Annotated in this window: 22 protein-coding genes; 15 read left to right on the forward strand and 7 right to left on the reverse strand. The window is 75.0% G+C overall.

Features of this window, described 5'->3' with window-relative positions; all coding sequences use genetic code 11:
- The 6 genes from M3673_RS07095 to M3673_RS07120 all read left to right on the forward strand — a co-directional run bounded on the left by M3673_RS07095 (position 1) and on the right by M3673_RS07120 (position 4,623).
- Positions 1–681 (forward strand): nitroreductase family protein, encoded by a 681-nt coding sequence (locus M3673_RS07095; protein ID WP_251532685.1) that lies wholly within the window; start codon positions 1–3, stop codon positions 679–681.
- A 126-nt stretch (positions 682–807) separates the two neighbouring features.
- A complete protein-coding gene (locus M3673_RS07100; RefSeq protein ID WP_251532686.1) occupies positions 808–1,377 on the forward strand; it encodes a DUF1992 domain-containing protein in 570 nt (189 codons plus the stop codon).
- Between the two features lie 148 nt (positions 1,378–1,525).
- Positions 1,526–2,620, forward strand: a complete 1,095-nt coding sequence (locus M3673_RS07105) for a CoA ester lyase (protein ID WP_251532687.1) — start codon at positions 1,526–1,528, stop codon at positions 2,618–2,620.
- A gap of 1 nt (position 2,621) precedes the next feature.
- Complete coding sequence (locus M3673_RS07110) at positions 2,622–3,512, forward strand: CoA ester lyase (protein ID WP_251532688.1); 891 nt, start codon at positions 2,622–2,624, stop codon at positions 3,510–3,512.
- A 36-nt stretch (positions 3,513–3,548) separates the two neighbouring features.
- Entirely contained in the window at positions 3,549–4,364 is an 816-nt protein-coding gene (locus tag M3673_RS07115) for a GNAT family N-acetyltransferase (protein WP_193661912.1), read from the forward strand.
- Between the two features lie 115 nt (positions 4,365–4,479).
- Positions 4,480–4,623 (forward strand): hypothetical protein, encoded by a 144-nt coding sequence (locus tag M3673_RS07120; RefSeq protein ID WP_251532689.1) that lies wholly within the window; start codon positions 4,480–4,482, stop codon positions 4,621–4,623.
- 99 nt (positions 4,624–4,722) lie between these two features.
- Here M3673_RS07120 and M3673_RS07125 read toward each other — a convergent pair whose 3' ends face one another.
- Genes M3673_RS07125 through M3673_RS07135 form a run of 3 tightly spaced genes read right to left on the reverse strand, consistent with a single transcriptional unit; the run spans position 4,723 to position 6,365 of the window.
- Positions 4,723–5,568 carry a patatin-like phospholipase family protein gene (locus M3673_RS07125; RefSeq protein WP_251532690.1) on the reverse strand — a complete coding sequence of 282 codons (846 nt, stop codon included), beginning with the start codon at positions 5,566–5,568 and terminating at the stop codon, positions 4,723–4,725.
- A gap of 56 nt (positions 5,569–5,624) precedes the next feature.
- Entirely contained in the window at positions 5,625–6,059 is a 435-nt protein-coding gene (locus tag M3673_RS07130) for an MmcQ/YjbR family DNA-binding protein (protein ID WP_251532691.1), read from the reverse strand.
- Positions 6,060–6,062: 3 nt separating this feature from the next.
- On the reverse strand, positions 6,063–6,365 hold the full coding sequence (locus tag M3673_RS07135) for a peptide methionine sulfoxide reductase (RefSeq protein ID WP_251532692.1): 303 nt from the start codon (positions 6,363–6,365) through the stop codon (positions 6,063–6,065).
- A gap of 91 nt (positions 6,366–6,456) precedes the next feature.
- Between M3673_RS07135 and dtd the strand changes: the two genes are divergently transcribed.
- From dtd to M3673_RS07150, 3 genes are all read left to right on the forward strand, one after another.
- Complete coding sequence (gene dtd, locus M3673_RS07140) at positions 6,457–6,912, forward strand: D-aminoacyl-tRNA deacylase (RefSeq protein WP_251532693.1); 456 nt, start codon at positions 6,457–6,459, stop codon at positions 6,910–6,912.
- A gap of 1,135 nt (positions 6,913–8,047) precedes the next feature.
- On the forward strand, positions 8,048–9,568 hold the full coding sequence (locus tag M3673_RS07145; protein ID WP_251532694.1) for a hypothetical protein: 1,521 nt from the start codon (positions 8,048–8,050) through the stop codon (positions 9,566–9,568).
- A complete protein-coding gene (locus M3673_RS07150) occupies positions 9,565–10,608 on the forward strand; it encodes a phosphatase PAP2 family protein (RefSeq protein ID WP_251532695.1) in 1,044 nt (347 codons plus the stop codon). Before M3673_RS07145 ends, M3673_RS07150 begins: the two co-directional genes overlap by 4 nt.
- Here M3673_RS07150 and hutU read toward each other — a convergent pair.
- Positions 10,574–12,307, reverse strand: a complete 1,734-nt coding sequence (hutU, locus tag M3673_RS07155; RefSeq protein ID WP_251532696.1) for a urocanate hydratase — start codon at positions 12,305–12,307, stop codon at positions 10,574–10,576. The two genes, M3673_RS07150 and hutU, sit on opposite strands and share 35 nt — an antisense overlap.
- Entirely contained in the window at positions 12,304–13,929 is a 1,626-nt protein-coding gene (hutH, locus tag M3673_RS07160) for a histidine ammonia-lyase (protein ID WP_251532697.1), read from the reverse strand. Before hutH ends, hutU begins: the two co-directional genes overlap by 4 nt.
- Before the next feature lie 373 nt (positions 13,930–14,302).
- Between hutH and M3673_RS07165 the strand changes: the two genes are divergently transcribed.
- The 5 genes from M3673_RS07165 to M3673_RS07185 all read left to right on the forward strand — a co-directional run bounded on the left by M3673_RS07165 (position 14,303) and on the right by M3673_RS07185 (position 22,655).
- Entirely contained in the window at positions 14,303–15,610 is a 1,308-nt protein-coding gene (locus tag M3673_RS07165) for a choice-of-anchor P family protein (RefSeq protein ID WP_251532698.1), read from the forward strand.
- Positions 15,611–15,807: 197 nt separating this feature from the next.
- Positions 15,808–17,016 carry an MFS transporter gene (locus M3673_RS07170; RefSeq protein ID WP_251532699.1) on the forward strand — a complete coding sequence of 403 codons (1,209 nt, stop codon included), beginning with the start codon at positions 15,808–15,810 and terminating at the stop codon, positions 17,014–17,016.
- Between the two features lie 101 nt (positions 17,017–17,117).
- Positions 17,118–17,729: a hypothetical protein gene (locus M3673_RS07175; RefSeq protein WP_251532700.1), complete on the forward strand. Its 612-nt coding sequence runs from the start codon at positions 17,118–17,120 to the stop codon at positions 17,727–17,729.
- A 61-nt stretch (positions 17,730–17,790) separates the two neighbouring features.
- Positions 17,791–18,609, forward strand: a complete 819-nt coding sequence (locus M3673_RS07180; protein WP_251532701.1) for an IclR family transcriptional regulator — start codon at positions 17,791–17,793, stop codon at positions 18,607–18,609.
- Positions 18,610–18,854: 245 nt separating this feature from the next.
- Positions 18,855–22,655, forward strand: a complete 3,801-nt coding sequence (locus tag M3673_RS07185) for a (Fe-S)-binding protein (protein ID WP_251532702.1) — start codon at positions 18,855–18,857, stop codon at positions 22,653–22,655.
- A gap of 1,122 nt (positions 22,656–23,777) precedes the next feature.
- On the opposite strand, the gene M3673_RS07190 is transcribed toward M3673_RS07185, so the two are convergent.
- The gene (locus M3673_RS07190) at positions 23,778–24,017 is read right to left on the reverse strand and encodes a hypothetical protein (RefSeq protein WP_056864913.1); all 240 of its coding nucleotides are present in this window, start codon (positions 24,015–24,017) and stop codon (positions 23,778–23,780) included.
- Between the two features lie 23 nt (positions 24,018–24,040).
- Positions 24,041–25,762, reverse strand: coding sequence for a sodium:solute symporter family protein (locus M3673_RS07195; RefSeq protein WP_251532800.1), 1,722 nt, complete (start codon positions 25,760–25,762; stop codon positions 24,041–24,043).
- A 187-nt stretch (positions 25,763–25,949) separates the two neighbouring features.
- Here M3673_RS07195 and M3673_RS07200 point away from each other — a divergent pair, with 187 nt between their 5' ends.
- Positions 25,950–26,513: a pilus assembly protein HicB gene (locus M3673_RS07200; RefSeq protein WP_251532703.1), complete on the forward strand. Its 564-nt coding sequence runs from the start codon at positions 25,950–25,952 to the stop codon at positions 26,511–26,513.
- Positions 26,514–26,601 lie beyond the last annotated feature (88 nt).

Genomic DNA, 26,601 nt, shown 5'->3' on the forward strand with positions numbered 1-26,601 from the left:
GTGGAGTTCCGAGACGTGGTGCGGCGTCGCCGCATGGTGCGCCGCTACAGCGACCGGCCGGTCGACCCGGCCCTGGTGACCCGCGCGATCGAGCACGCGACCCGTGCACCGAGCGCCGGCTTCAGCCAGGGCTGGGGCTTCCTGGTGCTGGAGGACCCCGCCGACGTGCGCCGCTTCTGGGAGGCCACCAGCGACGACGTGGACGACCCCGGCCCGTGGCTGGCGGGCATGATGACCGCGCCGGTGGTGATCGTGCCGTGCAGCAGCAAGGCGGCCTACCTGGCCCGCTACGCCGAGCCCGACAAGGGCTGGGAGGACCGCGCGGAGGCGCGCTGGGCCAAGCCCTACTGGCACATGGACGCCGCGATGGCCAGCCTGCTCATCCTCCAGACGGCGGTCGACGAGGGCCTGGGGGCCTGCTTCTTCGGGGTGCCCCCGGGGCGCGAGGCCGCGCTGCGCGAGGCGTTCGGACTGCCCGACGAGGTCGACCCGATCGGGGTCGTCACCCTGGGCCACCTGGTCGCCGACACCGGCAGCGCCGGCTCCCCGGCTCGCCGTGGGCGCCGGCCGCTGGAGGAGGTCCTCCACCGGGGCCGCTGGGGCGCCGGCACGGGCGGCGCCGAAGGCGCCGATTGGGACGACGACGGCGACCACCTCGGCGCGGCGGTCGACGACGGGTAGCGGCACCCGGCCAGTCCACCGGCCGCCGCGCGACGGGTCAACGCACCGGGCCGCCGAGGCGTCTCGGATCCGAGACGACTCGTCCCCGGGGGGTCCGTAGGCTGGGGGACGCGGAGGTGAGGTCACATGAGCGACGAGACCCGGGCGGCCCGCAGGGACCAGGCCGCCGACGAGCGCGAGCGGCGCAAGCGCAGCGGACAGAGCGCGGCGGCCGCCCGCATCCAGCACCAGTCCAGCTGGGTCGACCAGCAGATCCGCGTGGCCATGGCCCGCGGCGACTTCGACGACCTGCCTGGCGCCGGCAAGCCGATCCAGGGCCTCGGCACCGACCACGACCCCGACTGGTGGGTCAAGAAGCTCGTCGAGCGCGAGCAGATCACCGGCGTGCTGCCGCCGAGCCTGGCCCTGCGCAAGGAGGACGCCGAGCTCGACGCCCGCCTCGACACCTTCACGATGGAGGCCGAGGCCCGCCGGGCGGTCGAGGACTTCAACGCCCGCGTGCTGCACGCCCGCTACACCCCCACCGACGGCCCGCCCCTCATCACCATGCCGCGCGACGTCGACGCCGCCCTCGCCGGCTGGCGCGCGCGCCGCGAGGAGCGGCGCGAGGCCCAGCGCCGGGCCCTCGCCGCCCAGGCCGCGGCCGCTCCGCCCCCGCGGCGCCGCTGGTGGCACCGGCGCGCAGCCGACCGGTAGCCGCGGCCTCCCACCCGGCCACCGGCGCACCCGCCGGCGCACCCACCGGCCCACCCACCGGCCCACCCACGGCAGCGGCCCATCCCCGTCCGTCCGGCGAGAGATCGGTCATACCCGTCGGTAACCGCGCGCTGCTACGTTCGCGCGCATGCGACCCAGCAAGGACTTCTTCCGGCCCCTCGCGGTGGGTGCGCCCACCCCGCCCACCGACATCCCGGCCCGCCCCAGCCGGGCGATCCACTTCTTCGACCCGAGCAACGCGAAGATGGCGGCCAAGATCCCGCAGATGGTCGGCGGCGTCGACGTCCTGCTGGGCAACCTCGAGGACGCGGTCAAGGCCGACAACAAGGTGGCGGCGCGCGAGGGCCTCGTGCGGATCGGCCAGGAGACCGAGGGCCTCGGCGGGCCCGACAGCCCCACGCAGCTGTGGACGCGCATCAACTCCCTCGACAGCCCGTGGGCCCTCGACGACCTCACCACGCTGGTGCCGGCGATCGGCCACAAGCTCGACGTGGTCATGGTGCCGAAGGTGCAGGGCGCCGAGGACATCCACTACGTCGACCGCCTGCTGGCCCAGCTCGAGGCCAAGGCCGGTCTCGACCGCCCGATCCTGGTGCACGCCATCCTCGAGACCGCGCGCGGCATGGCCAACGTCGAGGAGATCTGCGGCGCGAGCCCGCGCATGCAGGGCCTCAGCCTGGGCCCGGCCGACCTGGCCGCCGACCGCCGCATGAAGACCACCCGCGTCGGCGGCGGGCACCCCGGCTACCTCGTGCGCCAGGACCCTCCCCGCAACGAGCTCGGCGTCGCCGAGATCGAGGCCCCGCGCTCGGTCTTCCAGCAGGACCTGTGGCACTACACCATCGCCCGCATGGTCGACGCCTGCGCGATGCACGGCATCTACCCCTACTACGGCCCCTTCGGCGACATCGCCGACGTGGTGGCCTGCGAGGACCAGTTCCGCAACGCCTTCCTGCTCGGCTGCGTCGGCACGTGGAGCCTGCACCCCAAGCAGATCGCCATCGCCCACCGGGTCTTCAGCCCGTCGGTCGAGGAGGTCGCGCACGCCCGGCGCGTGGTCGCGGCCATGGGCGACGGCACGGGCGCGGTGATGCTCGACGGCAAGATGGAGGACGACGCCTCCCTCAAGCAGTGCCTGGTCATGGTGGAGCTGGCCGAGCAGCTGGCCGCCATCGACCCCGAGCTCGCCGAGCAGTACGCCGCCGCCGGGTCGGAGGACTGAGATGACCGAGCACCCCACCGCCCCCGAGACCCCCGCGCACACTCCGCTGCGCTCGGTGCTCTACATGCCCAGCTCCAACGAGCGGGCCCTGGAGAAGGCCAAGTCGCTGCCGTGCGACGGGCTCATCCTCGACCTCGAGGACGCCGTCGCCCCCGACGCCAAGCCCGCAGCGCGCGAGGCGGCCGCGGCCGCCGTGGCGTCGGGCGAGTACGGCCGGCGCACCGTCACCATCCGCGTCAACGGCCTCGGCACCGAGTGGCACGACGCCGACCTCGTGGCCGCCGCCCAGGCCGGCCCCGCCGGCGTCGTGGTGCCGAAGGTCGGCAGCGCCGCCGAGGTCCGTGCCCTGGTCGCCGCCCTGGAGAAGGCCGGCGCCCCCGACCACACCCGGCTGTGGGCCATGGTCGAGACCCCGCAGGCCATCCTCGACGTGCGCGAGATCGCCGCCGCCTCCGACCGGCTCGCGGTGCTGGTGATGGGCACCAACGACCTGGTCAAGGAGCTCTACGCCGAGCACGTGCCCGGCCGCGCGCCGCTGCTCACCTCGCTGTCGCTGTCGCTGCTGGCCGCCCGGGCCGCCGGCGTCGCGATCCTCGACGGGGTCTACAACGACGTGAAGGACGCCGACGGATTCCTCGCCGAGTGCCGCCAGGGCCGCGAGCTGGGCTTCGACGGCAAGACCCTCATCCACCCCGGCCAGGTCGAGGGCGCCAACACCGCCTTCGCCCCGAGCCCCGAGGCGGTCGAGGACGCCCGCGGCGTGCTCCAGGCCTGGGAGGACGGTCGGGGCTCGGGCGTGGTGACCTACCGCGGCAAGATGGTGGAGAACCTCCACGTCGAGTCCGCGACCCGCACGCTGCGCATCCACGAGGCGATCACCGCGCTGCAGTGACCCCGGCGGTGATCCCGGCGGTGGTCTGATGGCGGCGTGAGCCTCCTCGACGCGTTCCACACCAGCATCCGCCTCGCCGGGCGGGAGGACGAGCCCGCGCCCGGCATCGTCCTCGACAGCGACGGCCCGGTGCGTCGCCGCTACCCGGCGACGCCCGGGTCGTCGTACTGCATGGTCGAGTGCCCGGAGGGGCTCGGCGCGGACCCCGACCACTGGATCGCGCGGCAGGTGGCGTTCTTCTCCGGGCGCGGGGAGCAGGTGGAGTGGAAGACCTACTCCTACGACTCCCCCGCCGACCTCGCCGACCGGCTCGTCGCGGCGGGCTTCGTCGCCGAGGACGAGGAGACGCTGCTGCTCGGCGAGGTCGCCGGGCTGGTCCACGACGTCGCGCTTCCCGACGGCGTCGCCCTGCGGCAGGTGAGCAGCGAGGAGGACCTCGCGCGGGTCGACGACCTCCTGCGCACGATCTGGGGCGAGGGCCGCGACGACGGCTCGCTCGCCGCCGAGGTGCGCGCCGACCCCGACGCGGTCGACGTCGTCGTGGCGGAGGAGTCGCCCACGGGACCGGTGCTGTGCGCCGGGTGGCTGCGCTACACCCGCGGCACCGACTTCGCCAGCATGTGGGGCGGCTCGACGCTGCCGCAGTGGCGGCGCCGTGGGCTCTACCGGGCGACGGTCGCGCACCGCGCCGCGCTGGCCCGCGACCGCGGCCACCGCTACGTGCGCCTCGACACCTCGCCCCACTCCCGTCCGATCCTCGAGCGGCTCGGCCTGCGGGCGGTCGCCACCACGACGCCCTACGTCCTCGACGCGCGCAGCGGCGCCGCCGCACCGCTCGTGACCCGGCCGTGAGCCGGTCGGCGGCCGCCTGACCTGGGACGACGATGCACGGTCACCCCCAGAGGTGAGCGCCGTCACAGTGGTCGAGGAGTAGACCTGGGACTCCACACTCTGGAGGGAGTCTCACATGGTCCTCATCGGACTTGTCCTGCTGCTCATCGGCATCTTCGCGTCCATCCCGCTGCTGACGACGATCGGCATCATCCTGCTGGTCGTCGGTCTGGTCCTGAACCTCGTGCCGATCGGAGGCACCCGACGGCGGGTCTTCTGACCCCCGCTCGGCGACCAGCACGACCGCGGCACGACCGCGCCGCACGACGACCCCCGGCCCTCGGTCGGGGGTCGTCGTCGTGTGGCGCCGCGCAGCCGGTCAGCCCCAGAGGTCGCGCACCCGGTCGACCCACGCGGCGGCCTGGGCGTGCCCGGCGCGGGCCGAGGGCGGGCGCGCCGCGGGGTCGAGCACGTTGCGGCCGATGGCCGCCCGGGCGTCGGCGTCGGGCGTGATCACCAGGTGGGCCACGCCCAGGTCGGTGAGCTGCTCGCGCGCGCTGCGCAGTGGCCCGACGCCCCGGTCGGCGGGGGCGAGCACGACCACGGGGTCGCAGCCCTCGGCGAGGTCGGCGTTGGTGCCCGAGCGCACGCCGCCGTCGACGTAGGTGCGCCCGAGGATCGGGATGGGCGGGTAGACGCACGGCACGGCGCAGCTGGCGTTGACGGCGTCCTCGAGGCCCACGTCGCCGCCGGGCCCGAAGCGCACCAGCTCCCCGGTGGCGACCTCGACGGCGGTCACGACCAGGTCGCGCTCGGGCCAGGTGGTGCTGGTGAGGCGGCGTCGCACCTGCGCGTAGCGCTCCTCGACGCTGGGAGTGCGCCCCGCGGCCGCCAGGCGTACGGCGCGCCGCCCCAGCACCCGGCCGAAGCGCTCGACGTCGCCGCGCGAGGCCAGCAGCCCCAGCGCGAACTGCGCCACCACGCCCACCCCGATCCGCGCCGGCGGGTCGGTGTCGGTGGGGGGCAGCAGCTGACGGCGGTAGAGCTCCTCGAGGCCAACACCGCTGGTGACCTGCGCCCCCACGATGGAGCCCGCCGACGTGCCGACGACCCGGTCGGCGACGGTCAGGTCGACCCCCGCCTCGGCCAGGCCGGCGAGCACGCCGGTCTCCCAGGCGATCCCGGTGATGCCGCCGCCGCCCAGGACCAGTCCGCGTCTCGTCACGGCGCCATCCTGCCCTCCCCCCGCCCGTCGGGGGCGCGCCGCGCGGGGCGAGGGCCTCAGCCCTCGTGCCGCTCGCCCGCGTCGAGCCGGGCCACCCGCCGCGGGCCCGCGGTGCGCCGGTAGGACGCGGCGACCAGCTCGGCCACCTCGGCCCACTGCTCCTCCCACCCCGGCGACCCGGGTGCGGCGAGGTCGAGGCCGACCCAGCCCGAGGGACCCAGGTAGGCCGGCACGAACGAGCGAGGGTCGTCCAGCACGGCCTCACGCTCGCCGGGCTCGAGCAGCACCACCACGCAGCGGGGGTGCTGCACCCACGCGCCGTCGACGCGCCGGGAGCCGCCGTAGTAGGCGAAGACCTTGCCGCGCGGGGCGGCGAAGAAGGCGGGGCGGCCGTGGGAGACCTTCGTCGCGGCGTCGGGCAGGGCCAGCGCGAGCGTGCGCAGCCGCAGCAGGGCGGGGTCGTCGTCGTCGAACATCGGCGGGTGGGCCACGCCTCAGGTTGGCTCCCAGCCGGCGAGGAAGTCCAGCACCACCGCCGCCGGCATCTCGCACGGGCGGAAGCGGTCGACGCCGTCGCCGGGCGAGTAGAGGTTGGCGCTGACCACCGCCGTGCCGCCGCGCTCCTCGGCCCACACCTTCTGCGAGCGGCCGCCGACCTGCTCGCTGCGGGTCAGCGACCAGGTGCGCCCGGCGTAGCGCACGGTGCTGTGGCCCAGCGGCACCCGCGCGAAGAGCCGCGCGGCCTCCGTGGCCTCCTGGTCCACCTCGGGCTCGGGTCGGGGCGCGGGGTCGGGCACGCCGCCATCATGGCGCGCTCCCGGGCGCCCGACATGGCGGCCGGCGCGGCGGCCGGCGCGGCGGCCGACGCGGGCGGCGATGATGGGGCGCGTGAGAGCGGTGGTGCAGCGGGTGACGTCGGCGCGCGTCGAGGTGGCGGGGGTCGACGGGCCCACGGTGGTGGGGGCGATCGAGCGGCCGGGCCTGCTGGTCTACCTCGGCGTCACCCACGACGACGGGCCCGCCGACGTGGCCTGGGTGGCCCGCAAGGTGTGGGAGCTGCGGCTCCTGCGCGGCGAGGTCTCCGCCTCCGAGGCCGGGGCCCCGGTGCTGGTCGTCAGCCAGTTCACGCTCTACGGCGACGCGCGCAAGGGGCGCCGGCCCACCTGGCACGCGGCCGCTCCCGGCCCGGTCAGCGAGCCGCTCTACGACGCGGTCTGCGCCGAGCTCGAGCGCCTCGGCGCCGAGGTCGCCCGCGGCGTCTTCGGCGCCGACATGGCCGTCACCTCCGTCAACGACGGCCCGATCACCCTCGTCCTCGACTCCCCCCGGCCCCACGCTGGGTGAGCGGGAGCGCCACCGGACCCGGTGGTCGAGCAGGGAGCCCCTCGAGACTCTCGCTGCGCTCGCTCCTCAGGAACCACGCCGGACCGACGCTCCTCCGGATCGTCACCTCGTGGCCCGTCGGTGGGCGAGTCGTCATCGGAGGTCTTGGGCACCCAGCCACGGACGGTCGGTCACCACGAGCGCAGCCACCACCGCCCACGCCACGCGGGGATGCCTCGCGTCGCCGGCCTGCCCGCCCGCGAAGTGGCGGCATGCGACCGGTCGTCGGCCGCCGCAGGTGTCGTCTCCCGCCACTACGCACGGTCGGTCGTCGCGAGCGCCGCCACCACCGGCCGGCCCCACGCGGGGCTGCCCCCGGTCCCCGGCCGGCCCGTCCGAGAAGTGGCGGCGTACGACCGGTCGAGGGCCGCCGCAGGTGTCGTCTCCCGCCACTACGCACAGTCGGTCACCGCGAGCGCCGCCACCACCGACCCCGCCACGCGGGGGCCGCCTCACGTCCCCGGCCCACCCGCCTGAGAAGTGGCGGCGAACGATCGGTCGAGGGCCGCCGCAGGTGTCGTCTCCCGCCACTACGCACCGTCGGTCACCGCGAGCGCCGCCACCACCGACCCCGCCACGCGGGGCTGCCCCCGGTCGCCGTCCGGCCCGTCCGAGAAGTGGCGGCGTACGACCGGTCGAGGGCCGCCGCAGGTGTCGTCTCCCGCCACTCCCCGACGCCGACCCCGGGCCGCCCCACGGGCCGGTCACCGTGCTGCTCGGCGGATCGACCCCCGTGCGAGCACCGATCGGCCGAGCTCCTGATCGAGCCAGCACCTCCGACCGGGCCGGGCCGGCAGCCACCAGCGCACACGTCGGTCGAAGGCACGGAACCAGTCCCGACACGGGTCACGCCCGCAGCCACCAGACCACAGACCCGTCACCAACGGGGCTGCAACGCGGACCTCACAGTCTCGGAACCACCCCACCCCGGAGATCCCGGGACCTCACCGCCGCACGCCTCCCTCCTCGACCACCCCCGTCACCCCCGCCACCCCCGCCACCCCCGCCCGCACCGCCACCCCCGCAGAGACGCAGACCACACGCCGATCCGTGCTCGCCCCTGACGGCCCGGCGCCGCGCGGCGCACACTGACGCCATGTCCCCCGGTCCGGTCGCGCCCCACCCCGCACCCGACGTTCGGCGACCCCCCGCCAGCGGGCCCGGCCGCACCTGGCCGCTGGTGGTCGCGATGGCAGCGGCGGCGACCCTGGGCTGGCTGCCCTTCGTCGGCCGCGACGTCGGGCCCGACGAGGGCGGCCTGCTGCTGGTGGCGGCGCAGTGGGCGCCGGGCTCGTCGGTCTACGGCGACTACTTCGTCGACCGCCCGCCGGTGCTCCTCGCCCTGGTGGCCGCGGCCGAGCACCTCGGCGGTCTCGTCGGGCTGCGGCTGCTCGGCGCGCTGGCGGTGGTGGCCTGCGTGCTGCTGGCCGGCCTCGTCGGGCGGCTCGCCGCCCCCGGCACCCGCAGGGGCCCGCTGATGGCGGCCGGTGCGGCGGCCGCGCTGACGGCCACCCCGCTCTTCGGTGGCACGGTGGTCGACGCGGAGATCCTGGGCGTGCCCTTCCTGCTGGCCGGCACGGCCGCGACCCTCGCAGCGCTCACCGCGCCAGACGCACGGCGGGCCGCCCTCCGGGGCGCCCTGGCCGGCGCGGCCGCCGTGGCCGCCGCGCTCACGAAGCAGAACCTCGTGGACGTCGGCGTGCTCCTCGCCGCCCTGGCCGTGACCGGGCTCCTCGCCCGTCGCGGCGCCGCGCGGCTGCGGCCCCTGCTGGCCGGCGCGGTCGCCGGCGGCCTCGCGGCCCTCGTCCTGGCGCTGGTCGGTGCGGCGACCCGCGGCACCGGACCGGTCGAGCTGTGGCGGGCCGTGGTGACCTTCCGCAGCCAGGCGGGCCGGGTCATCGCGACGGCCGACCCGCCGTCGTCGGCCGACCGGTTCGTGGTGATGCTCGTGGCGCTGCTCGCCAGCGGCGCTCCGCTGCTGCTGGCCGCCCTCGCGCCGTCCTTGCGCCGCGCGGTGCTCCTCGGGCCCGACCGGCTCGACCTGCGCTGGGCCGCGGCCGCCGTGCTGGCCTGGGAGTGCGTGGGGGTGGCGCTGGGTGGCAGCTACTGGCTGCACTACCTGACCGGCCTGGTGCCCGGCATCGTGCTCGTCGCCGCACTGGCCGCACGCACCCCGCCCCGGTCTCCCGGCTGGCGCCGGCGCGCGCTGGTCACGGCGTACGCCGGCACGGCCCTGTCAGCCGCGGTCGCGGTCGGGTGGGTGGGGGTGCACCCGATCGAGCGCTCCGAGCTCGCGGTGTCGGCGTGGCTGGTCGACCACGGCCGTCCGGGCGACACCGCGGTCGTGGCCTTCGGGGAGCCCAACGTGCTGTGGGCGGCGGGGATGTCCAGCCCCTACGAGCAGCTGTGGAGCCTGCCGGTGCGCGTCTCCGACCCCGACCTGCGCGAGCTCGCCGCGGTGCTGGAGGGCCCGCGGCGCCCGACCTGGCTGGTGGTCGCCGGTCGCTCCCTGCTCACCTGGGGCGTCGACCCCGACGCGGCCGAGCCCGCGGTGGCCGCCCACTACCGCGAGGTCGCCGTGGTCGCGGGCTACACCGTGCTGGAGGTGCGCCGGTGAGGTCGCCGCTCACCGGTCGCACCGACGGGCTCCCGCGCGACCTCGCGCCCTTCCCGCCGACCCGCCCCGTGGCGCGCGCCCGGGCCCTCGCCGCGGTGGCCGCCCTGTTGGCGGTGTGGGTCGCGCTCGTCGGCATCCCCAACGACACCGTCGGCGTGGCGCTGTGGCTCTGGCTGGTCGCGCTGGCCTGGCACGCCGACGCCCCGCCCGCGCGCCGCTGGGACTTCGCCCGCGACTGGTGGCGCCCGATGCTGCTGCTGGTCGTCTACTGGCTCCTGCGGGGCCTGGCCGACCAGACCGGCGTGCCGGTGCACGTCGAGACCCCGGTGCGCCTCGACGCCTGGCTGGGCGGAGGCACGGTGCCGACGGTGTGGCTGCAGCGCGAGCTGTGCGGGGTGCCCTGCGACCCCGACGGCGCGCCCCGGTGGTGGGACGTCGCGCTCACCACCGTCTACGCCTCGCACTTCCTCGTCGCCCTGGTGCTCGCCGGGGTGCTGTGGCTGCGCGACCGCGTCGTGTGGCTGGCCTGGATGCGGCGGCTGGTGGTGCTCAACCTGTGCGGGCTGGTCGTCTACGTCCTCTACCCCATGGCGCCGCCCTGGATGGCCGCCGACCTCGGCGCGCTGCCCCCGGTGGAGCGGATCAGCGGCCGCGGCTGGTCGGAGCTCGGTCTGCACCGGCAGAGCATGGTGCTGCTCGGCATGTCCAACAAGGTCGCCGCCATGCCCTCGCTGCACGCCGGCACGGCCTTCCTGGTGGCCTTCTTCGCCCTCGGTCGACTGCGCTCGCGGTGGCGGTGGCTGCTGCTGGCCTACCCGCTGGCGATGTGCGTGACGCTCGTCCACGGCGGCGAGCACTACGTCGTCGACACCCTCGCCGGCGCGGCGCTCGCCCTCGCCGTCGCGGTCGGCTGCAGCGTGTGGGAGCGGCGCACGGCGGCCCGCGACTCCTCCCACGACTCCGCCCACGACTCCGACCACGACTCCGCCCATGACCCGGAGGGCCTCAGTCGCGGACGACCGGCTCCATCGGCACCGTGACGCCCCGCTCGGCGGCGACCTCGCCGGCGCGGGAGTAGCCCGCGTCGACGTGGCGGATGACGCCCATGGCCGGGTCGTTGGTCAGCACCCGCTCGAGCTTCTCGGCGGCCAGCGGGGTGCCGTCGGCCACGCACACCTGGCCGGCGTGGATCGAGCGGCCCATGCCGACGCCGCCGCCGTGGTGGAGCGAGACCCACGACGCACCGGAGGCAGTGCTGACCAACGCGTTGAGCAGGGCCCAGTCGGCGATGGCGTCGGAGCCGTCGAGCATCGCCTCGGTCTCGCGGTAGGGCGAGGCCACCGAGCCGCAGTCGAGGTGGTCGCGGCCGATGACCACCGGCGCCGAGAGCTCCCCGGAGGCCACCATCTCGTTGAAGCGCCGGCCCGCGCGGGCCCGCTCGCCCTGGCCCAGCCAGCAGATCCGGGCCGGGAGGCCCTGGAACTCCACCCGCTCCTGGGCCATCGCGATCCAGCGGTGGAGCCGGGCGTTGGCGGCGCTCTCCTCGGCGGGGAAGAGCTCGAGCACGGCGCGGTCGGTCGCGGCGATGTCGGCCGGGTCGCCGGAGAGCGCGGCCCACCGGAAGGGCCCGCGGCCCTCGCAGAACTGCGGCCGGATGTAGGCCGGCACGAAGCCCGGGAAGGCGAAGGCGCGCTCGCAGCCGCCCTTGCGGGCCTCGTCGCGGATCGAGTTGCCGTAGTCGAAGACCTCGGCGCCGGCGTCCTGGAAGCCGACCATGGCCGCGACGTGCGCGGCCATCGACTCCCGGGCACGCAGCGTGAAGCCCTCGGGGTCGCGGGCCGCCTCCTCGCGCCAGGCCGCGGGGTCCACGCCGACGGGGAGGTAGGACAGCGGGTCGTGGGCGGAGGTCTGGTCGGTGACGACGTCGATCGGCGCACCCTGCGCGAGCAGCGCGGGGACGACCTCGGCCGCGTTGCCGAGCACGCCGATCGACAGCGGCCGCCGGGCGTCACGGGCCTCGACGGCGAGAGCGACCGCGTGCTCGAGAGAGTCGGCCTGCACGTCGAGGTAGCGGTGCTCCAGGCGCCGGGTGATGCGCGCCTGGTCGACCTCGACGCACAGCGCCACGCCGTCGTTCATGGTCACCGCCAGCGGCTGCGCCCCGCCCATGCCGCCGAGCCCGGCGGTGAGGGTGATGGTGCCGGCCAGGGTGCCGCCCCCGATCTTGTCGGCCACGGCGGCGAAGGTCTCGAAGGTGCCCTGGAGGATCCCCTGGGTGCCGATGTAGATCCACGACCCGGCCGTCATCTGGCCGTACATCGTCAGCCCCAGGTCCTCCAGGCGACGGAACTCCTCCCAGGTGGCCCAGTCTCCGACGAGGTGGGAGTTGGCGATCAGCACGCGCGGCGCCCACGTGTGCGTGCGCATCACCCCCACCGGCTTGCCGCTCTGCACGAGCATCGTCTCGTCGTCGCCGAGGGTGGTGAGGGTCCGCACCAGGGCGTCGTAGGCCTCCCAGCTGCGGGCGGCGCGGCCGGTGCCGCCGTAGACGACGAGGTCCTCGGGCCGCTCGGCGTTGTCAGGGTCGAGGTTGTTCATCAGCATCCGCAGCGCGGCCTCGGTCTGCCACGACCGCGCGGTCAGCGTCGTGCCGCGCGCGGCCCGGATCGGCAGCCGCGGGTTGCCGCCCCCGGCCTCGCCGCTCGCGGCACCGGCGGGCGTGCGGACGTCCCCGCTCATCGCAGCGCTCCGGTGACCGACTCGGCGGCGGCCACGACGGCGCCCGAGGCCACGAGACCGACCGCGACCTCGATCTCCGGTGCGAGGTGGCGGTCGGGGCCGGGGCCGTCGAGACCGTGCTCGCGCAGCAGCCGCACGACGGCGCCGGTGGCCGGGGAGGGCGCGAGGCCCGCGGTGTCGCCGGTGGTGGAGCGCAGGTCGAGGGCGCGGGCCGCGGTCATCACCTCGATCGCCACCACGCGGGTCAGGCCGTCGACGGCGCGGCGCAGCTTGCGGGCGGCGCCCCAGCCCATCGACACGTGGTCCTCCTGCATCGCCGAGCTCGGGATCGAGTCGACCGAGGCCGGCGCGGCGAGCCGCTTGAGCTCGGAGACGATCGCGGCCTGCGTGTACTGCGCGATCATCAGCCCGCTGTCGACCCCGGGGTCGTGGGCGAGGAAGGGCGGGAGCCCGTGGCTGCGCGCCCGGTCGAGGAAGCGGTCGGTGCGCCGCTCGCTGATCGAGGCGACGTCGGCGGCCACGATGGCCAGGAAGTCGAGCACGTAGGCGACCGGGGCGCCGTGGAAGTTGCCGTTGGACTCCACGGTGTCGCCGAGCACGACCGGGTTGTCGACGGCCGAGGCCAACTCCACCTCGGCCACCCGCGCGGCGTGGTCGACGGTGTCGCGGGCGGCGCCGTGCACCTGCGGCGAGCAGCGCAGCGAGTAGGCGTCCTGCACGCGGTGGCACCCGGGCCCGCGGTGGGAGTCCATCAGCGGGGAGTCGGCGAGCAGCGCGACCAGGTTGGCGGCCGAGGCGCCCTGCCCCGGGTGGGGGCGCAGGGCCTGCAGCGCGGCGGCGAAGACCCGGTCGGTGCCGAGCTGGCCCTCCACCGACATCGCGGCGGCCACGTCGGCGGTGCGCAGCAGGCGGCGCAGGTCGGCGATCGCCATCACCAGCATGCCGAGCATGCCGTCGGTGCCGTTGATGAGGGCCAGGCCCTCCTTCTCGGCCAGCTCGACGGGTCGCAGCCCGGCCGCGGCCAGCGCCTCGGCGGCCGGGCGCAGCACCCCGTCGGCGTCGCGCACGGGCCCCTCGCCCATGAGGGCCAGCGCGCAGTGCGACAGCGGCGCGAGGTCGCCGGAGCAGCCCAGCGACCCGTGCTCGTGCACCACCGGCGTGATCCGGTGGGTCAGCAGCGCCGCGAGCAGCTCCGCGGTCTCGAGCCTGACCCCGGTGCGCCCGGTGGCCAGGGTCGAGAGCCGCAGCAGCATGAGCGCGCGGGTCACCTCCACCTCGACCTCCGGCCCCGAGCCCGCGGCGTGGCTGCGCACCAGGGAGCGCTGCAGCTGCGCCCGCTGCGCGACCGGGATGTGGCGGGTCGCGAGCGCCCCGAAGCCGGTGCTCACGCCGTACGCCGGCACGTCGCCGGCCGCCAGCAGCTCCACCACCTCGCGGGCGGAGCCGATGGCGCTGCGGGCCTCGGGGGCGAGCACGACGGGGGCGCCGTCGCGGGCGACGGCCACGACGTCGGCGGGGGTGACCGGACCGGTGCCGACCACCACGGCCGCGCCGTGGTCGCCGGTGGCCCGGTCGGCGTCGTGGCTCCGGTGGTCGGTGCTGGGGTCGGTGACGGTGTCCATGGGCCCAGTCTCGGCAGCCGGCCGGGTCGCCGACAGGGCCGGCCGACCACCACTGTCTCGGATCCGAGACGAATCGTCCGGGCCCGCCGACCGGTGCCACCGCGGTGGTCTCGACCACCTGTCGGCCCGACGGACGACCTGTCAGCCTGACGAGACGGCGGCCGGCACCGGCGCCGCCGGGGCGGTCGGGCGCCCCGCGCGGAGCGCCAACCGAACTGGATCGGATCCAAGTCTCACGAATTTAGGCGGTCTAGCCCGCGAGACCCCCGCGATGTGCAAAATGGATCGCGGAAGTCACATTTGAGATGTGTCTTACCCGCGTCCGGCTGAGGGAGGTCGGCGCGTCCTCCCCCTCAGCAGCAGGAGTCTCTCTATGCGTTCTCGCCTGGTCCCCGTCGCGACGGCGCTCGCCGTCGCGGCCTCGACCGCCCTCATGATGGCCCCCACCTCGACGGCGGCCCCCGCTGCCGGCGGCGACAGCTCGGCCAAGCTGACCAACACCAACTTCGCCTTCACCGCGACCGGCTACGGCACCCTGGTCGAGGGCGGCATGGTCCCGGCCGACTCCGGCACCACCGGCTTCAGCACCATCGCGTGCACCAACCAGGCCGGCAAGACCCGCGACAACTACATCGCCGAGGTCAACGTGCCCGGCCTCGGCACCATCTCGGGCGTCCGCACCGACGTGCAGACCCGCCAGCGCAAGAACAAGGTGTTCTCCCTGGCCAAGCACTCCGTCGCCGACGTCTCCATCCTCGACACCCCCCTCGGGTCGCTGTCGATCACCGGGGTCTCGGCCACCTCGCGCGTCACCTACACCAAGTCGGGCCCCGACAAGGGCTTCAAGACCGCCACCAACACCTCGGTGCTCGGCATCAAGCTCCAGCCCGCCGGCGGCCTGCCCGCGCAGACCCTGCCCCTGCCCACGCCCGACCAGCCGATCGAGATCCCCGGCCTGGCCACCATCTCGCTGGGCAAGAGCATCGAGAAGAAGAACCGCCAGGGCGCCACGGCCTACGCCAACGCCCTCTTCGTCCACGTCATCCCGACCGACACCACCGTCAAGGTCGCGCGCAGCGCCGCCAAGCTCGAGCGTGGCGCGGTCTCCGGCATCTTCAACGGCAACTCCAGCCCCGTGCGCGCCGACGTCATCGGCGACCTCATCCGGGTCGGCCGCGCCGTCAACTCGATCATGCCCTGCACCGGCACCGACGGCGTCGTCAAGGAGAAGAACGCCGCTGGCGTCAACCTGGCCGACCAGGTCCTCGTCAGCGGCGCCTACAGCCGCCAGTCGGCCGACCAGACTAAGCGCCGCGCTCGCGGCTTCGAGGAGGCCGGTGTCGCGCAGATCTCCCTCGGCGGCGACGCCCTGGTGATCGACGGCCTCCAGGCCAAGGTCAACGTGGTCCGCAAGGGCAGCAAGGTGACCAAGAACGGCTTCACGAAGTTCGTCGGCATCACCGCCGGCGGTCAGGCCCAGGAGCTCGACCAGCTGCCCGAGACCATCGAGATCCCCGGCGTCGGCCTGGTCAAGCTGGAGTTCAACCTCAAGCGCAAGACCGCCTGGGGCATGAAGGTCGTCGCGCTGCGCATCACGCTGCTCGAGGCCGGCGGCGACGACGTCGACTCGGTCGTCAACATCGGCGAGGCCAAGCTCCGCATCCAGCCGCTCGGCAGCTGAGCCGCCGCGGCGGTCGCCACCGGCCCGCCGCTCCACCGCCGCGCCACGCGGCACCCGTCCCCACCCGACCGGCCCGGTCCCCTCACGCAGGGGGCCGGGCCGGTCGGCGTACCCGGCCCTGCTCCGGGGCGGACCGGCCCCGGCCGCGGACTGGGACGCGGCGCGCGTCCGGGCCCGGCGGGGCTTGTACTGGACCGGTGACCACCCCGCCCTCGACCGCGAACCGGCCGGCGACCGAGGTCGGCGCGGCCCGCCGCTGGGCCATGCTGGCGGCCTCGACGACGGCGCAGGCGGCGGCCGGCATCACCATCCACGGGCCCGCGTTCCTCATCCCCGTGCTCGTCGCCGACGGCGGGCTCAGCCTCGCCCAGGCCGGTCTCGTCGCCGCCGCACCGACGCTCGGCGTCACCCTGACGCTGGTGGCGTGGGGGGCGCTGGCCGACGCCCGCGGCGAGCGCGCCACGCTGCTGGTCGGGCTCGTGCTCACCGCCGCGCTCGGCGGCGTCGCCATGGCCGGAGGCGGTGTGGTCGCCCTGGCGCTGGCCCTGGCCGCGGCCGGGGCGGCCGCGGCGAGCACCGCCTCGGCCAGCGGGCGGGTGGTCGTCGGGTGGTTCCCGCCGCACCGTCGCGGCCTGGCCATGGGCATCCGGCAGATGGCCCAGCCGGCCGGGGTCGGGATCGCGGCCGTCACCATCGCCGTGGTCGCCGAGACCCGCGGCGTCACGGCGGCCCTCGGGGTGCCCGTCGCGGCCGCGCTGCTGGCCGCCGCCCTGGTCGCCGCGGTGGTCGTCGACCCGCCGCGGCCCGAGCGCCGCGAGGGCAGCGCCCCCAACCCCTACCGCGAGGACGGCTTCCTGGCCCGCGTGCACGCCGTGTCGGTGCTCCTGGTCGTGCCGCAGTTCCTCGTGTGGACCTTCGCCCTCGTCTGGCTGGTGCAGGACCGCGGCTGGTCGGCGGCCGCGGCGGGCACGCTCGTCGCCGTCTCCCAGCTGCTCGGGGCGCTCGGGCGGGTGGCGGTCGGACAGCTCAGCGACGTCGTCGGGAGCCGGATCCGCCCGCTGCGCTGGGTCACGGTGGCGGCGGGGCTCTCGATGGCCGCCCTCGGCCTCGCCGCCGGGCTCGACGCAGCCGTGGCCGTGCCGCTGGTGGTGCTCGCCACCGTGGTCACGGTCGCCGACAACGGCCTGGCCTTCACCGCCGTCGCCGAGCGGGCCGGGCCGTTCTGGTCGGGGCGGGCGCTGGGTGCGCAGAACACCGCGCAGTACCTCGCCGCCTCCGCCGTCCCGCCCGTCGCCGGCCTGCTCGTGGCGCAGGCGGGGTACGCCGCCGCCTTCGCCCTGGCCGCCCTCTGCCCGCTGGTCGCGGTCGCCCTGGTGCCGGTGCGGGGGGAGCGCGCCCTGCGCTGAGGCGGCGCCCGGCGCGAGAGATCAGCGCGGGGGGACCCGGGCGGGTGAAGCCGCGGGGGTCCGGGGAGGGGCAGGGTCGAGGGTTCAACCTGAGGAGTCCCATGACCACCATCACCGTCGTCGTCGTCCTGGCCGTGCTCGTGCTGGCCGCCGTCGTGGCCACCGTCGTGCTCGTCGGGCGCCGCAACGCCCGGCTCCAGGAGGTCCGCCTCGAGCAGGCCGGCCAGCTGCGCGGCCAGGCCCAGCGTCAGGGCGGCTCCATCGCCGAGGCCCGCCAGCGGGCGGAGGCCGCCGAGGAGGAGGCCCGCGTCGCGCAGATGCAGGCCGACCGCGCCCGCGAGCGCGCCGAGGCCGCCCGCCACGAGGCCACCGTCGCCGAGGCCCACCAGGAGGACGCCCTGCGCGAGGCCGACCAGCTCGACCCCGATCGGGCCGCCACCCCGGCGCCCGTGACCGGCAGCCCCACCGACCTGCCCGGCGAGCCGGCGGGCGCCACCCCCGCAGCCGGCACGGCCATCGGCGCCCCCGCGACCTCCGCGACCTCCGCCGCCGCACCGGCCTTCCCGCCGAAGCCGGAGGCCTCCGACCAGCCCGGCATGGCCCCGGTCGAGCCCGGCACCCAGCCCGCCCCCGGCCGTCGCGCCGCCCCCGTGGGCGAGACCGAGCCCGCCGCCGGCCCCGACGCCGGCCAGGGGCGCCACCGCTCCCCCTGAGCCCTGACCGCGGCGCCTGCCACAGCACCACGCGGCCGCCCGGGTCTGAGAGGCTGCCGGGGTGGACGAGCCGAGGCAGTCGACGACCCCGACCGGCGGGTCGCAGGTGCCGGCGGCGACCCGCGCGCTGCGGGTGCTGCGCTTCCTGGCGACCCAGCCCGACCCCGTGCCGCTCGAGCGGATCGCGCGGGAGGTCGGGCTGCCGCGCAGCACGGCGTACCACCTGCTCGCGGCGATGATCGCCGAGGGCTTCGTGACGCACCTGGCCGAGGAGCACCGCTACGGCCTGGGCGTCGCGGCCTTCGAGGTGGGCAGCGGCTACTCCCGCCAGGAGCCGCTGCAGCGCCTGTCGCGCCGGGCGCTCGCGGCGCTGGTCGACCGCGTCGGCCAGACCGCCCACCTCGCCGTGCTGCACGGGCGTGACGTGCTCTACGTCGTCGAGGAGCGCGCGCCGGGCCGCCCGCCGCTGGTCACCGACGTGGGCGTGCGCCTGCCCGCCCACCTGACCGCGAGCGGGCGGGCCGTGCTGGCGCGTCTGCCGGCCGCGCAGGTGCGGGCGCTCTACCCCTCGCCCGACGCCTTCGTCGACCGCCACGGCAGCGGTCCCCGCACCCTCGGCGAGCTGCGCGCGGTGCTGGTCGAGACCCGCCGGCGCGGCCACGCCACCGAGGACGGCGAGGTGACCCCGGGCATGGCCAGCACCGCCGCCGCCGTGGTCGACCACAACGGGCACCCGGTCGCCGGCCTGGCCGTCACCTACCCCGCCGGCGAGGTGTCGCCCGCCCTGGTCGCCCGCGAGGTCGGCCGCACCGCCGACCTGCTCACCCGACGCCTGGGCGGACACCCCGCAGCACGCCCCGAGCGACCAGCAGACGACTGACCTCGGGCCCGCCCCGGCCCCGAGCGACCCCCTGGCCGGAGCGCGGCACCGGCCCGGTGTCGGCGGTCGACGACAGGGACCGCAGGAGGTGTGTCCACGCCGACACGACCGGATCAAGTTACCTACCGGTAGGATTCTTCTCACCCCCCGGAGGGCCTGACGGTCCTGCTCGCTCGGCCCTAGGCTCGCGGGCACGTCACGGCCGCCCCGGGACGTGCTCCGTCGAGGAAGGGCCACCCGTTCCGATGCAGATCTTCGCCATCGTCGTCTCCCTGGCGCTGACCGCCGTCGCCGTCGTGCTGACCGTGAGGGCCGTGCGCTCGATCGTCGCCACGGTGCGGATCGGGCAGCCGACCACCGGTCGCACCGACCAACCGGTCCAGCGCACGCTGACCATGGTCAAGGAGACGTTCCTGCACACCCGGATGCTCCAGTGGAGCGTCGTCGGCGTGATGCACTGGTTCGTCTACCTGGCCTTCATCGTGCTGGGCGCCGCGGTCTTCACGGCGTACTTCCAGCTCTTCGACCCCGAGTTCCAGCTCCCGGTCATCGGTCACTTCTTCCTCTACGAGTGGCTCGGCGAGATCCTCGGCGTGCTCGGCACGGTCGGCATCGTCTACCTCGCGATCTACCGCCAGAAGCACCACCCGCGCCGCGAGGGCCGCAACTCCCGCTTCTACCGCTCCACGATGTGGCAGGCCTACTTCGTCGAGGCGATGGCGCTGCTCGAGGGCTCCGCGATCCTCTTCATCCGCGGCGCGGAGTACAACCTCGGCCAGGCCCTCGGCGGCGAGGACGTGGAGAAGTACAGCCGCTTCCACTTCCCGGTCAGCTCGTTCTTCGGCGACGTGCTCTACGGCACCGACCCGGAGACGCTGGAGAACATCATCATCGTCATCGCGATGATCAAGATCGTCCTGGCCATGATCTGGCTCATCGTCATCTCGCTGAACCTCACCATGGGCGTCGCCTGGCACCGCTTCACCGCCTGGCCCAACATCTGGTTCAAGCGCGAGGGCTCCGGCCGCACCGCGCTGGGCGGCGTCAAGCCCCTCACCAGCGGCGGCAAGGTCGTCAGCCTCGAGGACCTCGAGGACCTCGACGAGGACTCCAAGCTCGGCGTCGGCGCCATCGAGGACTTCAGCTGGAAGGGCATCCTCGACTTCACCACCTGCACCGAGTGCGGCCGATGCCAGAGCCAGTGCCCGGCCTGGAACACCGAGAAGCCCCTCTCCCCCAAGCTCCTCATCACCGCGATGCGCGACCACGCCTACGCGAAGGCGCCGTACCTCAAGGCCGCCGAGGGCGACCGCGCCGCGCTGCTGGAGAACGACAGCGCCCTGGCCCTCGAGGTCGAGCGGCCGCTGGTCGGCGACACCGGCGACGACTGGTTCTACAACCCCGACTCCGGCGCCGCCGTGATCGACCCCGACGTGCTGTGGAACTGCACCTCCTGCGGCGCCTGCGTGCAGCAGTGCCCCGTCGACATCGAGCACGTCGACCACATCATCGACATGCGCCGCCACCAGATCCTGGTGGAGTCGAACTTCCCCGCCGAGCTCAACGGGCTCTTCAAGGGGCTGGAGAACAAGGGCAACCCGTGGAACATGTCGCCCAACGCCCGCCTCGACTGGGCCAAGGGTCTCGACGTCGAGGTCAAGGTCGTCGGCGAGACCATCGAGTCGCTCGACGAGGTCGACTGGCTGTTCTGGGTCGGCTGCGCCGGCGCCTACGAGGACCGCGCGAAGAAGACCACCCGCGCCGTCGCCGAGCTGCTCGACATGGCCGGTGTCTCCTTCGGTGTGCTCGGCAACGGCGAGACCTGCACCGGTGACCCCGCCCGGCGTGCCGGCAACGAGTTCGTCTTCCAGGGCCTGGCCCAGCAGAACGCGGAGACGCTCAAGGAGTACAAGGTCAAGAAGGTCGTCTCGACCTGCGCCCACTGCTTCAACACCCTCAAGAACGAGTACAAGGAGTTCGGGGTCGAGCTCGAGGTCGTGCACCACACCCAGCTGCTCAACCGGCTGGTGCGCGAGGGGAAGCTGACCCCGGTCAAGGAGGGCGCCGGCGCGCAGAAGCGCTCCATCACCTACCACGACCCCTGCTACATCGGCCGCCACAACGGCGTCTACACGCCCCCGCGCGAGCTGCTTCAGATCCTGCCCGGCGCCGAGGTCGTCGAGATGGAGCGCAACTCCGAGCGCTCCTTCTGCTGCGGCGCCGGCGGCGCGCGCATGTGGATGGAGGAGAACATCGGCGAGCGGATCAACATGAACCGCACGAACGAGGCGGTCGAGACCGGCGCCGACCAGATCGCCGTCGGCTGCCCCTTCTGCCGCGTCATGCTCTCCGACGGCCTCACCATGAAGCAGTCGAAGGGCGAGGCCCGCGAGGAGGTCGAGGTCCTCGACGTCGCGCAGATGCTGCTGGCGTCGGTCAAGGGCGAGCAGGCCACCAAGCTGGCGCCCGGTGCGGGCGCGGCCGCCGCCGCTCCCGCGGCCGCGGCCCAGGGCGGCGGCACCACGACCCTCGAGCGCCCGGTCGAGACCAAGGCCGAGCCCGAGGCCGGCGACGAGACCATCACCGACGACACGGTGGTCGAGACCCAGGACGCCGGACCGCTGGCGAAGGCCAGCGGGGGCTCGTCGCTCTTCGACAGCCCCGAGGCCGCGGCCGCCGACGACAAGCCGGCCGGCGCGACCCAGGGCGCCTCGCTCTTCGACACCCCCGCGACCGCTGCCCCCGACAAGTCCGTGCCGGCCGAGGCCAAGGCCGCCGAGCCGACCTCCGCGGGCGGCTCGCTCTTCGACCTCGGCGGCGACCAGCCGGCGGCGAAGGCGACCCCCGCCGAGGACGCGCCGTCCACCAGCGGCTCCACCTCCGGCGGCTCCACGTCCGGCGGCTCCACGTCGGGTGGCTCGCTCTTCGACCTTGGCGGCGACCAGCCCGCCGCGACGCCGGCTCCGTCGCAGGAGGCGCCCGCGGAGAAGCCGGCCGACCCGCCGGCCGTCTCGTCGGGCGGATCGCTCTTCGACATCCCGGCCGACGAGCCGGCGGCGAAGCCCGCGGCGGCTCCCGAGGCGAAGGCCGACCCGGCCGCCGCCTCGCCCGCCGTGACGGAGCCGGCTCCGTCGGCGGCTCCGACGCCGAGCACCGACCTCGGAGCCGGTGGCTCGCTCTTCGACATCCCGGCCGCTGAGCCCGCCCCGGCGAAGCCGGCCGCGAGCGCCCCGGTCGAGACCTCCGAGCCCGAGACCGCTGAGCCCGAGGCGCCGGCGGCGCAGGAGACGGCCGCTCCGGTCGAGCCGGCCGCAAAGGCCGCTCCGGTCGCCGGCCTCGGCTCGGGCGGGTCGCTCTTCGACATCGCCGCTCCCGCGCCGCGGGCCAGCGCACCGGCCGCTCCCGTCGCGTCCGAGGCGGCCAGCGCGACCCCGGCCGACAGCACGAGCGAGACCCCGGACGGACCGAGCGAGGACACCGCCGCCAGCAGCGCCCCCGCGGAGAAGCCGGCGCCGGTCGCCCCGGCGGCCCCGGCGGCCTCGGTCACCCCGCGGGCCGGGATCCCGGAGGGCGGCTCGCTCTTCGACATCGAGGCTCCCGAGCCCGTCCCGGCCCCGCAGCCGCCGACGGCCCCGAGCGCGGTCGGCACGGCGTCCGAGGACACCTCCGCGGACACCTCCGGGAGCACGGTGGCCGACGAGGCCCCGGCCGCGACGCCGGTCGCGGAGGACACCTCCGCGGGAGCGGCCCTGAGCGCGGCGGCCACCCAGGCCGCCGCCACCGACGACGCCCCGGCCCAGCCGGAGGCCGAGGCGATCGTGGCCGAGACCGACGACGCGACGGACGACGCCGAGGAGCAGGCCGAGCAGGCCCTGGCCGACGCCGAGGACGACGCGGCGCAGGACGAGCCCGCCCAGCCCGAGGGCGCGAAGCCCCAGGACGCGGATCCCGAGGACGAGAAGCGGAAGGCGGCGAGCAACGGCGCGGCCCACACCCCCCGCACCGACGCCGACATCTCCGGGTCGAGCTCGCTCTTCGACCTCTGAGTCACCCGCGGCGAGCGCCGCACCCCCGTGGCCCGCACCGACCCGTCGGTGCGGGCCACGTGCGTTCCGGGCCCGGACACGCCGGCCCAGGGGACGGGGGCACGACGGCGACGCTCGACGGCAACCATCCGTGCTCCGGACGCGTCCCAGCGGCGATGACGACCTCGCGCCCCTCCTTCCCCTCCGCCCACACCGCCGGGGTGGATCGCGCCGCCCGCGCGGGCCGCACCGCCGCCCTCGCCGTACTGATCCCCGCCTCCCTGAGCCCCCTCCTGCTGACCCTGGTGGCCCTTGTGCTCGGAGGCCATCCCTGACCCGCTGACCGCACCGGTCTCGAGCCCGGGCCGCGGCCGGCGGCCGGGGCGGGGCGGGACGTCATGCGAAGGGTGGATGCGCATCCACTCCGCGCATGACGCTCTCCCCCGGCGGCCGGGAGCGCCCACCCGCACCCCGGCCCCCACCACCCCCCAAACCGCGCAATTGCGCGGCTGAGCACCACCCCGACCACACGATTGCGCGATCCACGCACCCCACCGGCCCGACCGACAGTCCCGACCGCGCAAAGCCTCCGGCAGACGAGTCGCGGCGACGCCGACACACCCCGCCCCTCGCGCCCCCGCCACCGCTCAATCCGCGCAATTGCGCGGCTGGGCACCATCCCCCGCACACGATTGCGGGATCCACGCACCCCACCGGCCGGACCGACGGTCCCGACCGCGCAAAGCCTCCGGCAGACGAGTCGCGGCGACACCGACACACCCCGCCCCTCGCGCCCCCGCCACCGCTCAATCCGCGCAATTGCGCGGCTGGGCACCATCCCCCGCACACGATTGCGCGATCCACGCACCCCACCGGCCGGACCGACGGTCCCGACCGCGCAAAGCCCCCAGCGGCCGAGCCGACGACACCGACCACCGCGCGCCGACCCCGCCCCCGGCACCCGGCACTGGCCCCAGACCCCCCGCCACCGCTCGACCCGCGCACTTGTACGACGACGGCCAACACCGACCGTGCGCGCAGGACGCACCGCCCGCCCCCCTCTGGAGGCAGCCAGACGCACCCAGACGCACCGCGGCCCGCGCCGACAGGTGTCGACGCGGGCCGCGGGCGGGGCGGGGCGGTTCAGCCCTGCGGGTCCTCGGGGACGACGACGGGGCGCAGACGCGCCCACGCCAGGAAGACCGCGCCGACGACGAGCATCGCGATGCCCGCCCACAGGTTGGCGTTCCAGCCACCCGTCTTCTCGGTCTCGGGGTCTCCGAAGATGCCCATGAACGTGAGGATGACGCCGTAGATGCCGATGAGGGCACCGATGATGTTGCGGATGTCGAAGGCACCCGCGGTGTGCTGGCTCCGGGCCATGACGATCTCCGATCAGGTGGGGGTCAGAAGACCACGTTGAGGACGACGACGAGGGCGAGCGCGAGGCCGGCGAGCGGCATGGTGCGCTGGTACCACGGGTGCGAGGCCTCGTCGGGGTCGACGAGGTCCTCGCGGGGGGTCTCGGAGTAGACGAGGCCCTTGAGCTCGGCGTAGGGCTTCGGCTTGGTCATCGAGGTGACGACCACGCTGACCACGATGTCGACCACGAAGGCGGCACCGGCGGCCACGAAGGAGGCGCCCTGGCCGCTGAGGGGCAGGACTCCGATGCTCAGCGAGCCCAGGGTGCCCTCCGACAGGAAGGCGACGACGACGGCCGCCAGGGTGCCCGACACGAGGCCGGTCCAGCCGGCCGTGGGCGTCATCCGCTTCCAGAACATGCCGAGGATGAAGGTGGCGAAGAGCGGGGCGTTGAAGAACCCGAAGAGCGTCTGCAGGTAGTCCATGATGTTGGAGAAGCTCGCCGCGAGCTGGGCGGTGGCGATGGCGATCGCCGTGGCCGCGACCGTGGCCCAGCGTCCGACGCGCAGGTAGTAGCCGTCGGAGCGGTCCTTGACGACGTAGCGCTCCCAGAGGTCGAAGCTGAGCACGGTGTTGAAGGCCGAGATGTTGGCCGCCATGCCGGCCATGAAGGCCGCCAGCAGACCGGCGATGGCCACGCCGAGCAGGCCGTTGGGCAGCACGTCGCGCATCAGCAGGATCAGCGAGTCGTTGTACTTCACCGTGCCGTCGGCTCCGCCCGCCACCGTCTCGCCGGCCTTGGTGCGCGCGATGTCGGAGACCAGGACGGCGGCGATCATGCCGGGCAGGATCGTGATGAAGGGGATGAGGATCTTGGGGAAGGCGCCGATGATCGGGGTCTTGCGGGCTGCCGAGATCGAGTTGGTGGCCATCGCGCGCTGGACCTCGACGAAGTTGGTCGTCCAGTAGCCGAAGGACAGCACGAAGCCGAGACCGAAGACGATGCCGATCACCGAGAGCAGCTCGGAGTCGAAGCCGGTCAGCGCGGTGCCGGGCCAGGAGTTGAGCTGCTCGGCGGCCGAGGGGGCGTCGCCCTTGCCCGCGGCCTCGGTGATGCCGGCCTTGAGCCCGTCCCAGCCGCCGACGCGGTTGAGCCCGATGAGGGTCAGCGGCAGCAGCGCCGCGACGATGACGAAGAACTGGAGCACCTCGTTGTAGATGGCCGCGCTCAGCCCGCCGAGGGTGATGTAGGAGAGCACGATGACCGCGGCGACGACCAGGGCGAGGGTGAGGTTCCACCCCAGCAGGGCCTGGATGATGCTGCCGAGCAGGTAGAGGTTGATGCCGGCGATGAGCAGCTGCGCCACGGCGAAGGAGATCGCGTTGACCAGATGGGCGCCGGTGCCGAAGCGGCGCAGCATGAACTCGGGGACCGAGCGCACCTTCGAGCCGTAGTAGAACGGCATCATCACGACGCCGAGGAACAGCATGGCCGGGATGGCGCCGACCCAGAAGTAGTGCACCGCCGGCAGGCCGTACTGCGCACCGTTGGCCGACATGCCCATGATCTCGACCGCGCCGAGGTTGGCGGAGATGAAGGCCAGGCCGGTCACCCAGGCGGGCAGCGAGCGGCCGGAGAGGAAGAAGTCCACCGAGTCGGAGACGTTGCGGCGGGCCACGACGCCGATCCCGAGCACGAAGGCGAAGTAGATGGCGATGAGCAGGTAGTCGACGAAGTGGGCTGAGATCAGCGTGTCGCCGGCCATCGCCGTGGGGGCGGAGATCGACATGCAGCGTCCTTTCGGGGATGAGCAAACCTGCTGAACATACGCCCGGCCGTGCCGACCAGCGCCACCCCCTCGGGTGACGGCGTCAACCATCAGCGCCACGACGACGTCATCTGATGTCGCCAAGCCCTTGCCATGACGTCACCGTGATGTCATGGTGGTGCGCATGGACCTGACCCCGTACGTCGACAGCCTCCGCCGCGACCTCCTCGCCGCGGCCGACGCCTCGGGCGAGGAGGCCCGTGCGCTGGCCCAGCGGCTGGGCCACGCGCTCGACCCGGCCGCGCGGCTCGCGCTCATGGAGGCCATCTCCCACGCGGCGGCCCAGATCACGGCAGAGATGCCGGTCGGCGGCGTCGACGTACGCCTCGACGGGCGGGAGCTGGCCTTCGTCGTCGACGCCACGCCCCCCGCGCCGCTGCTGCCGCCGGCCCCGCCCGCGCCCCCCGCGCCGCCGGCCCCACCCGCCGAGGAGCTCGACGACGCGGCGGTCTCGCGGGTCACGCTGCGACTCCCCGAGCCGGTCAAGGCGCGCGCGGAGGAGCTCGCCGCCGAGGCCGGGCAGTCGCTCAACACCTGGCTCGTCCACGCCGTACGACGAGCCACGCAGCAGCCCTCCGAGCCGCTCGACCTCACCAGCACCGCCCACCCCGACGCCCAGCCGGGCCCCGGGGGCGGCCCGGTCTTCACCCGCCGGCCCGGCAGCCGCCGGCTCACCGGCTGGGTCTGACCCGCACCCCCACGACGCCGCGCGTCGACGGCCCACGACACGCGCGACGCCCCATCCCCGCCACCCCGCACACCCCCCGCTCGCCGCG

Origin of the sequence: Nocardioides sp. P86 (assembly GCF_023712465.1) — a bacterium.
GTDB classification, from domain to species: domain Bacteria; phylum Actinomycetota; class Actinomycetes; order Propionibacteriales; family Nocardioidaceae; genus Nocardioides; species Nocardioides kribbensis.

Excerpts from the sequence above, each read along its gene's own strand:
- M3673_RS07200 (WP_251532703.1), top strand. The coding sequence starts at position 25,950 with ATGGACCTGACCCCGTACGTCGACAGCCTCCGCCGCGACCTCCTCGCC.
- M3673_RS07145 (WP_251532694.1), top strand. The coding sequence starts at position 8,048 with ATGTCCCCCGGTCCGGTCGCGCCCCACCCCGCACCCGACGTTCGGCGA.
- M3673_RS07100 (WP_251532686.1), top strand. The coding sequence starts at position 808 with ATGAGCGACGAGACCCGGGCGGCCCGCAGGGACCAGGCCGCCGACGAG.
- hutH (WP_251532697.1), bottom strand. The coding sequence starts at position 13,929 with ATGGACACCGTCACCGACCCCAGCACCGACCACCGGAGCCACGACGCC.
- M3673_RS07185 (WP_251532702.1), top strand. The coding sequence starts at position 18,855 with ATGCAGATCTTCGCCATCGTCGTCTCCCTGGCGCTGACCGCCGTCGCC.
- M3673_RS07120 (WP_251532689.1), top strand. The coding sequence starts at position 4,480 with ATGGTCCTCATCGGACTTGTCCTGCTGCTCATCGGCATCTTCGCGTCC.
- hutU (WP_251532696.1), bottom strand. The coding sequence starts at position 12,307 with ATGAGCGGGGACGTCCGCACGCCCGCCGGTGCCGCGAGCGGCGAGGCC.
- M3673_RS07165 (WP_251532698.1), top strand. The coding sequence starts at position 14,303 with ATGCGTTCTCGCCTGGTCCCCGTCGCGACGGCGCTCGCCGTCGCGGCC.
- M3673_RS07110 (WP_251532688.1), top strand. The coding sequence starts at position 2,622 with ATGACCGAGCACCCCACCGCCCCCGAGACCCCCGCGCACACTCCGCTG.
- M3673_RS07190 (WP_056864913.1), bottom strand. The coding sequence starts at position 24,017 with ATGGCCCGGAGCCAGCACACCGCGGGTGCCTTCGACATCCGCAACATC.
- M3673_RS07195 (WP_251532800.1), bottom strand. The coding sequence starts at position 25,762 with ATGGCCGGCGACACGCTGATCTCAGCCCACTTCGTCGACTACCTGCTC.
- M3673_RS07175 (WP_251532700.1), top strand. The coding sequence starts at position 17,118 with ATGACCACCATCACCGTCGTCGTCGTCCTGGCCGTGCTCGTGCTGGCC.
- M3673_RS07105 (WP_251532687.1), top strand. The coding sequence starts at position 1,526 with ATGCGACCCAGCAAGGACTTCTTCCGGCCCCTCGCGGTGGGTGCGCCC.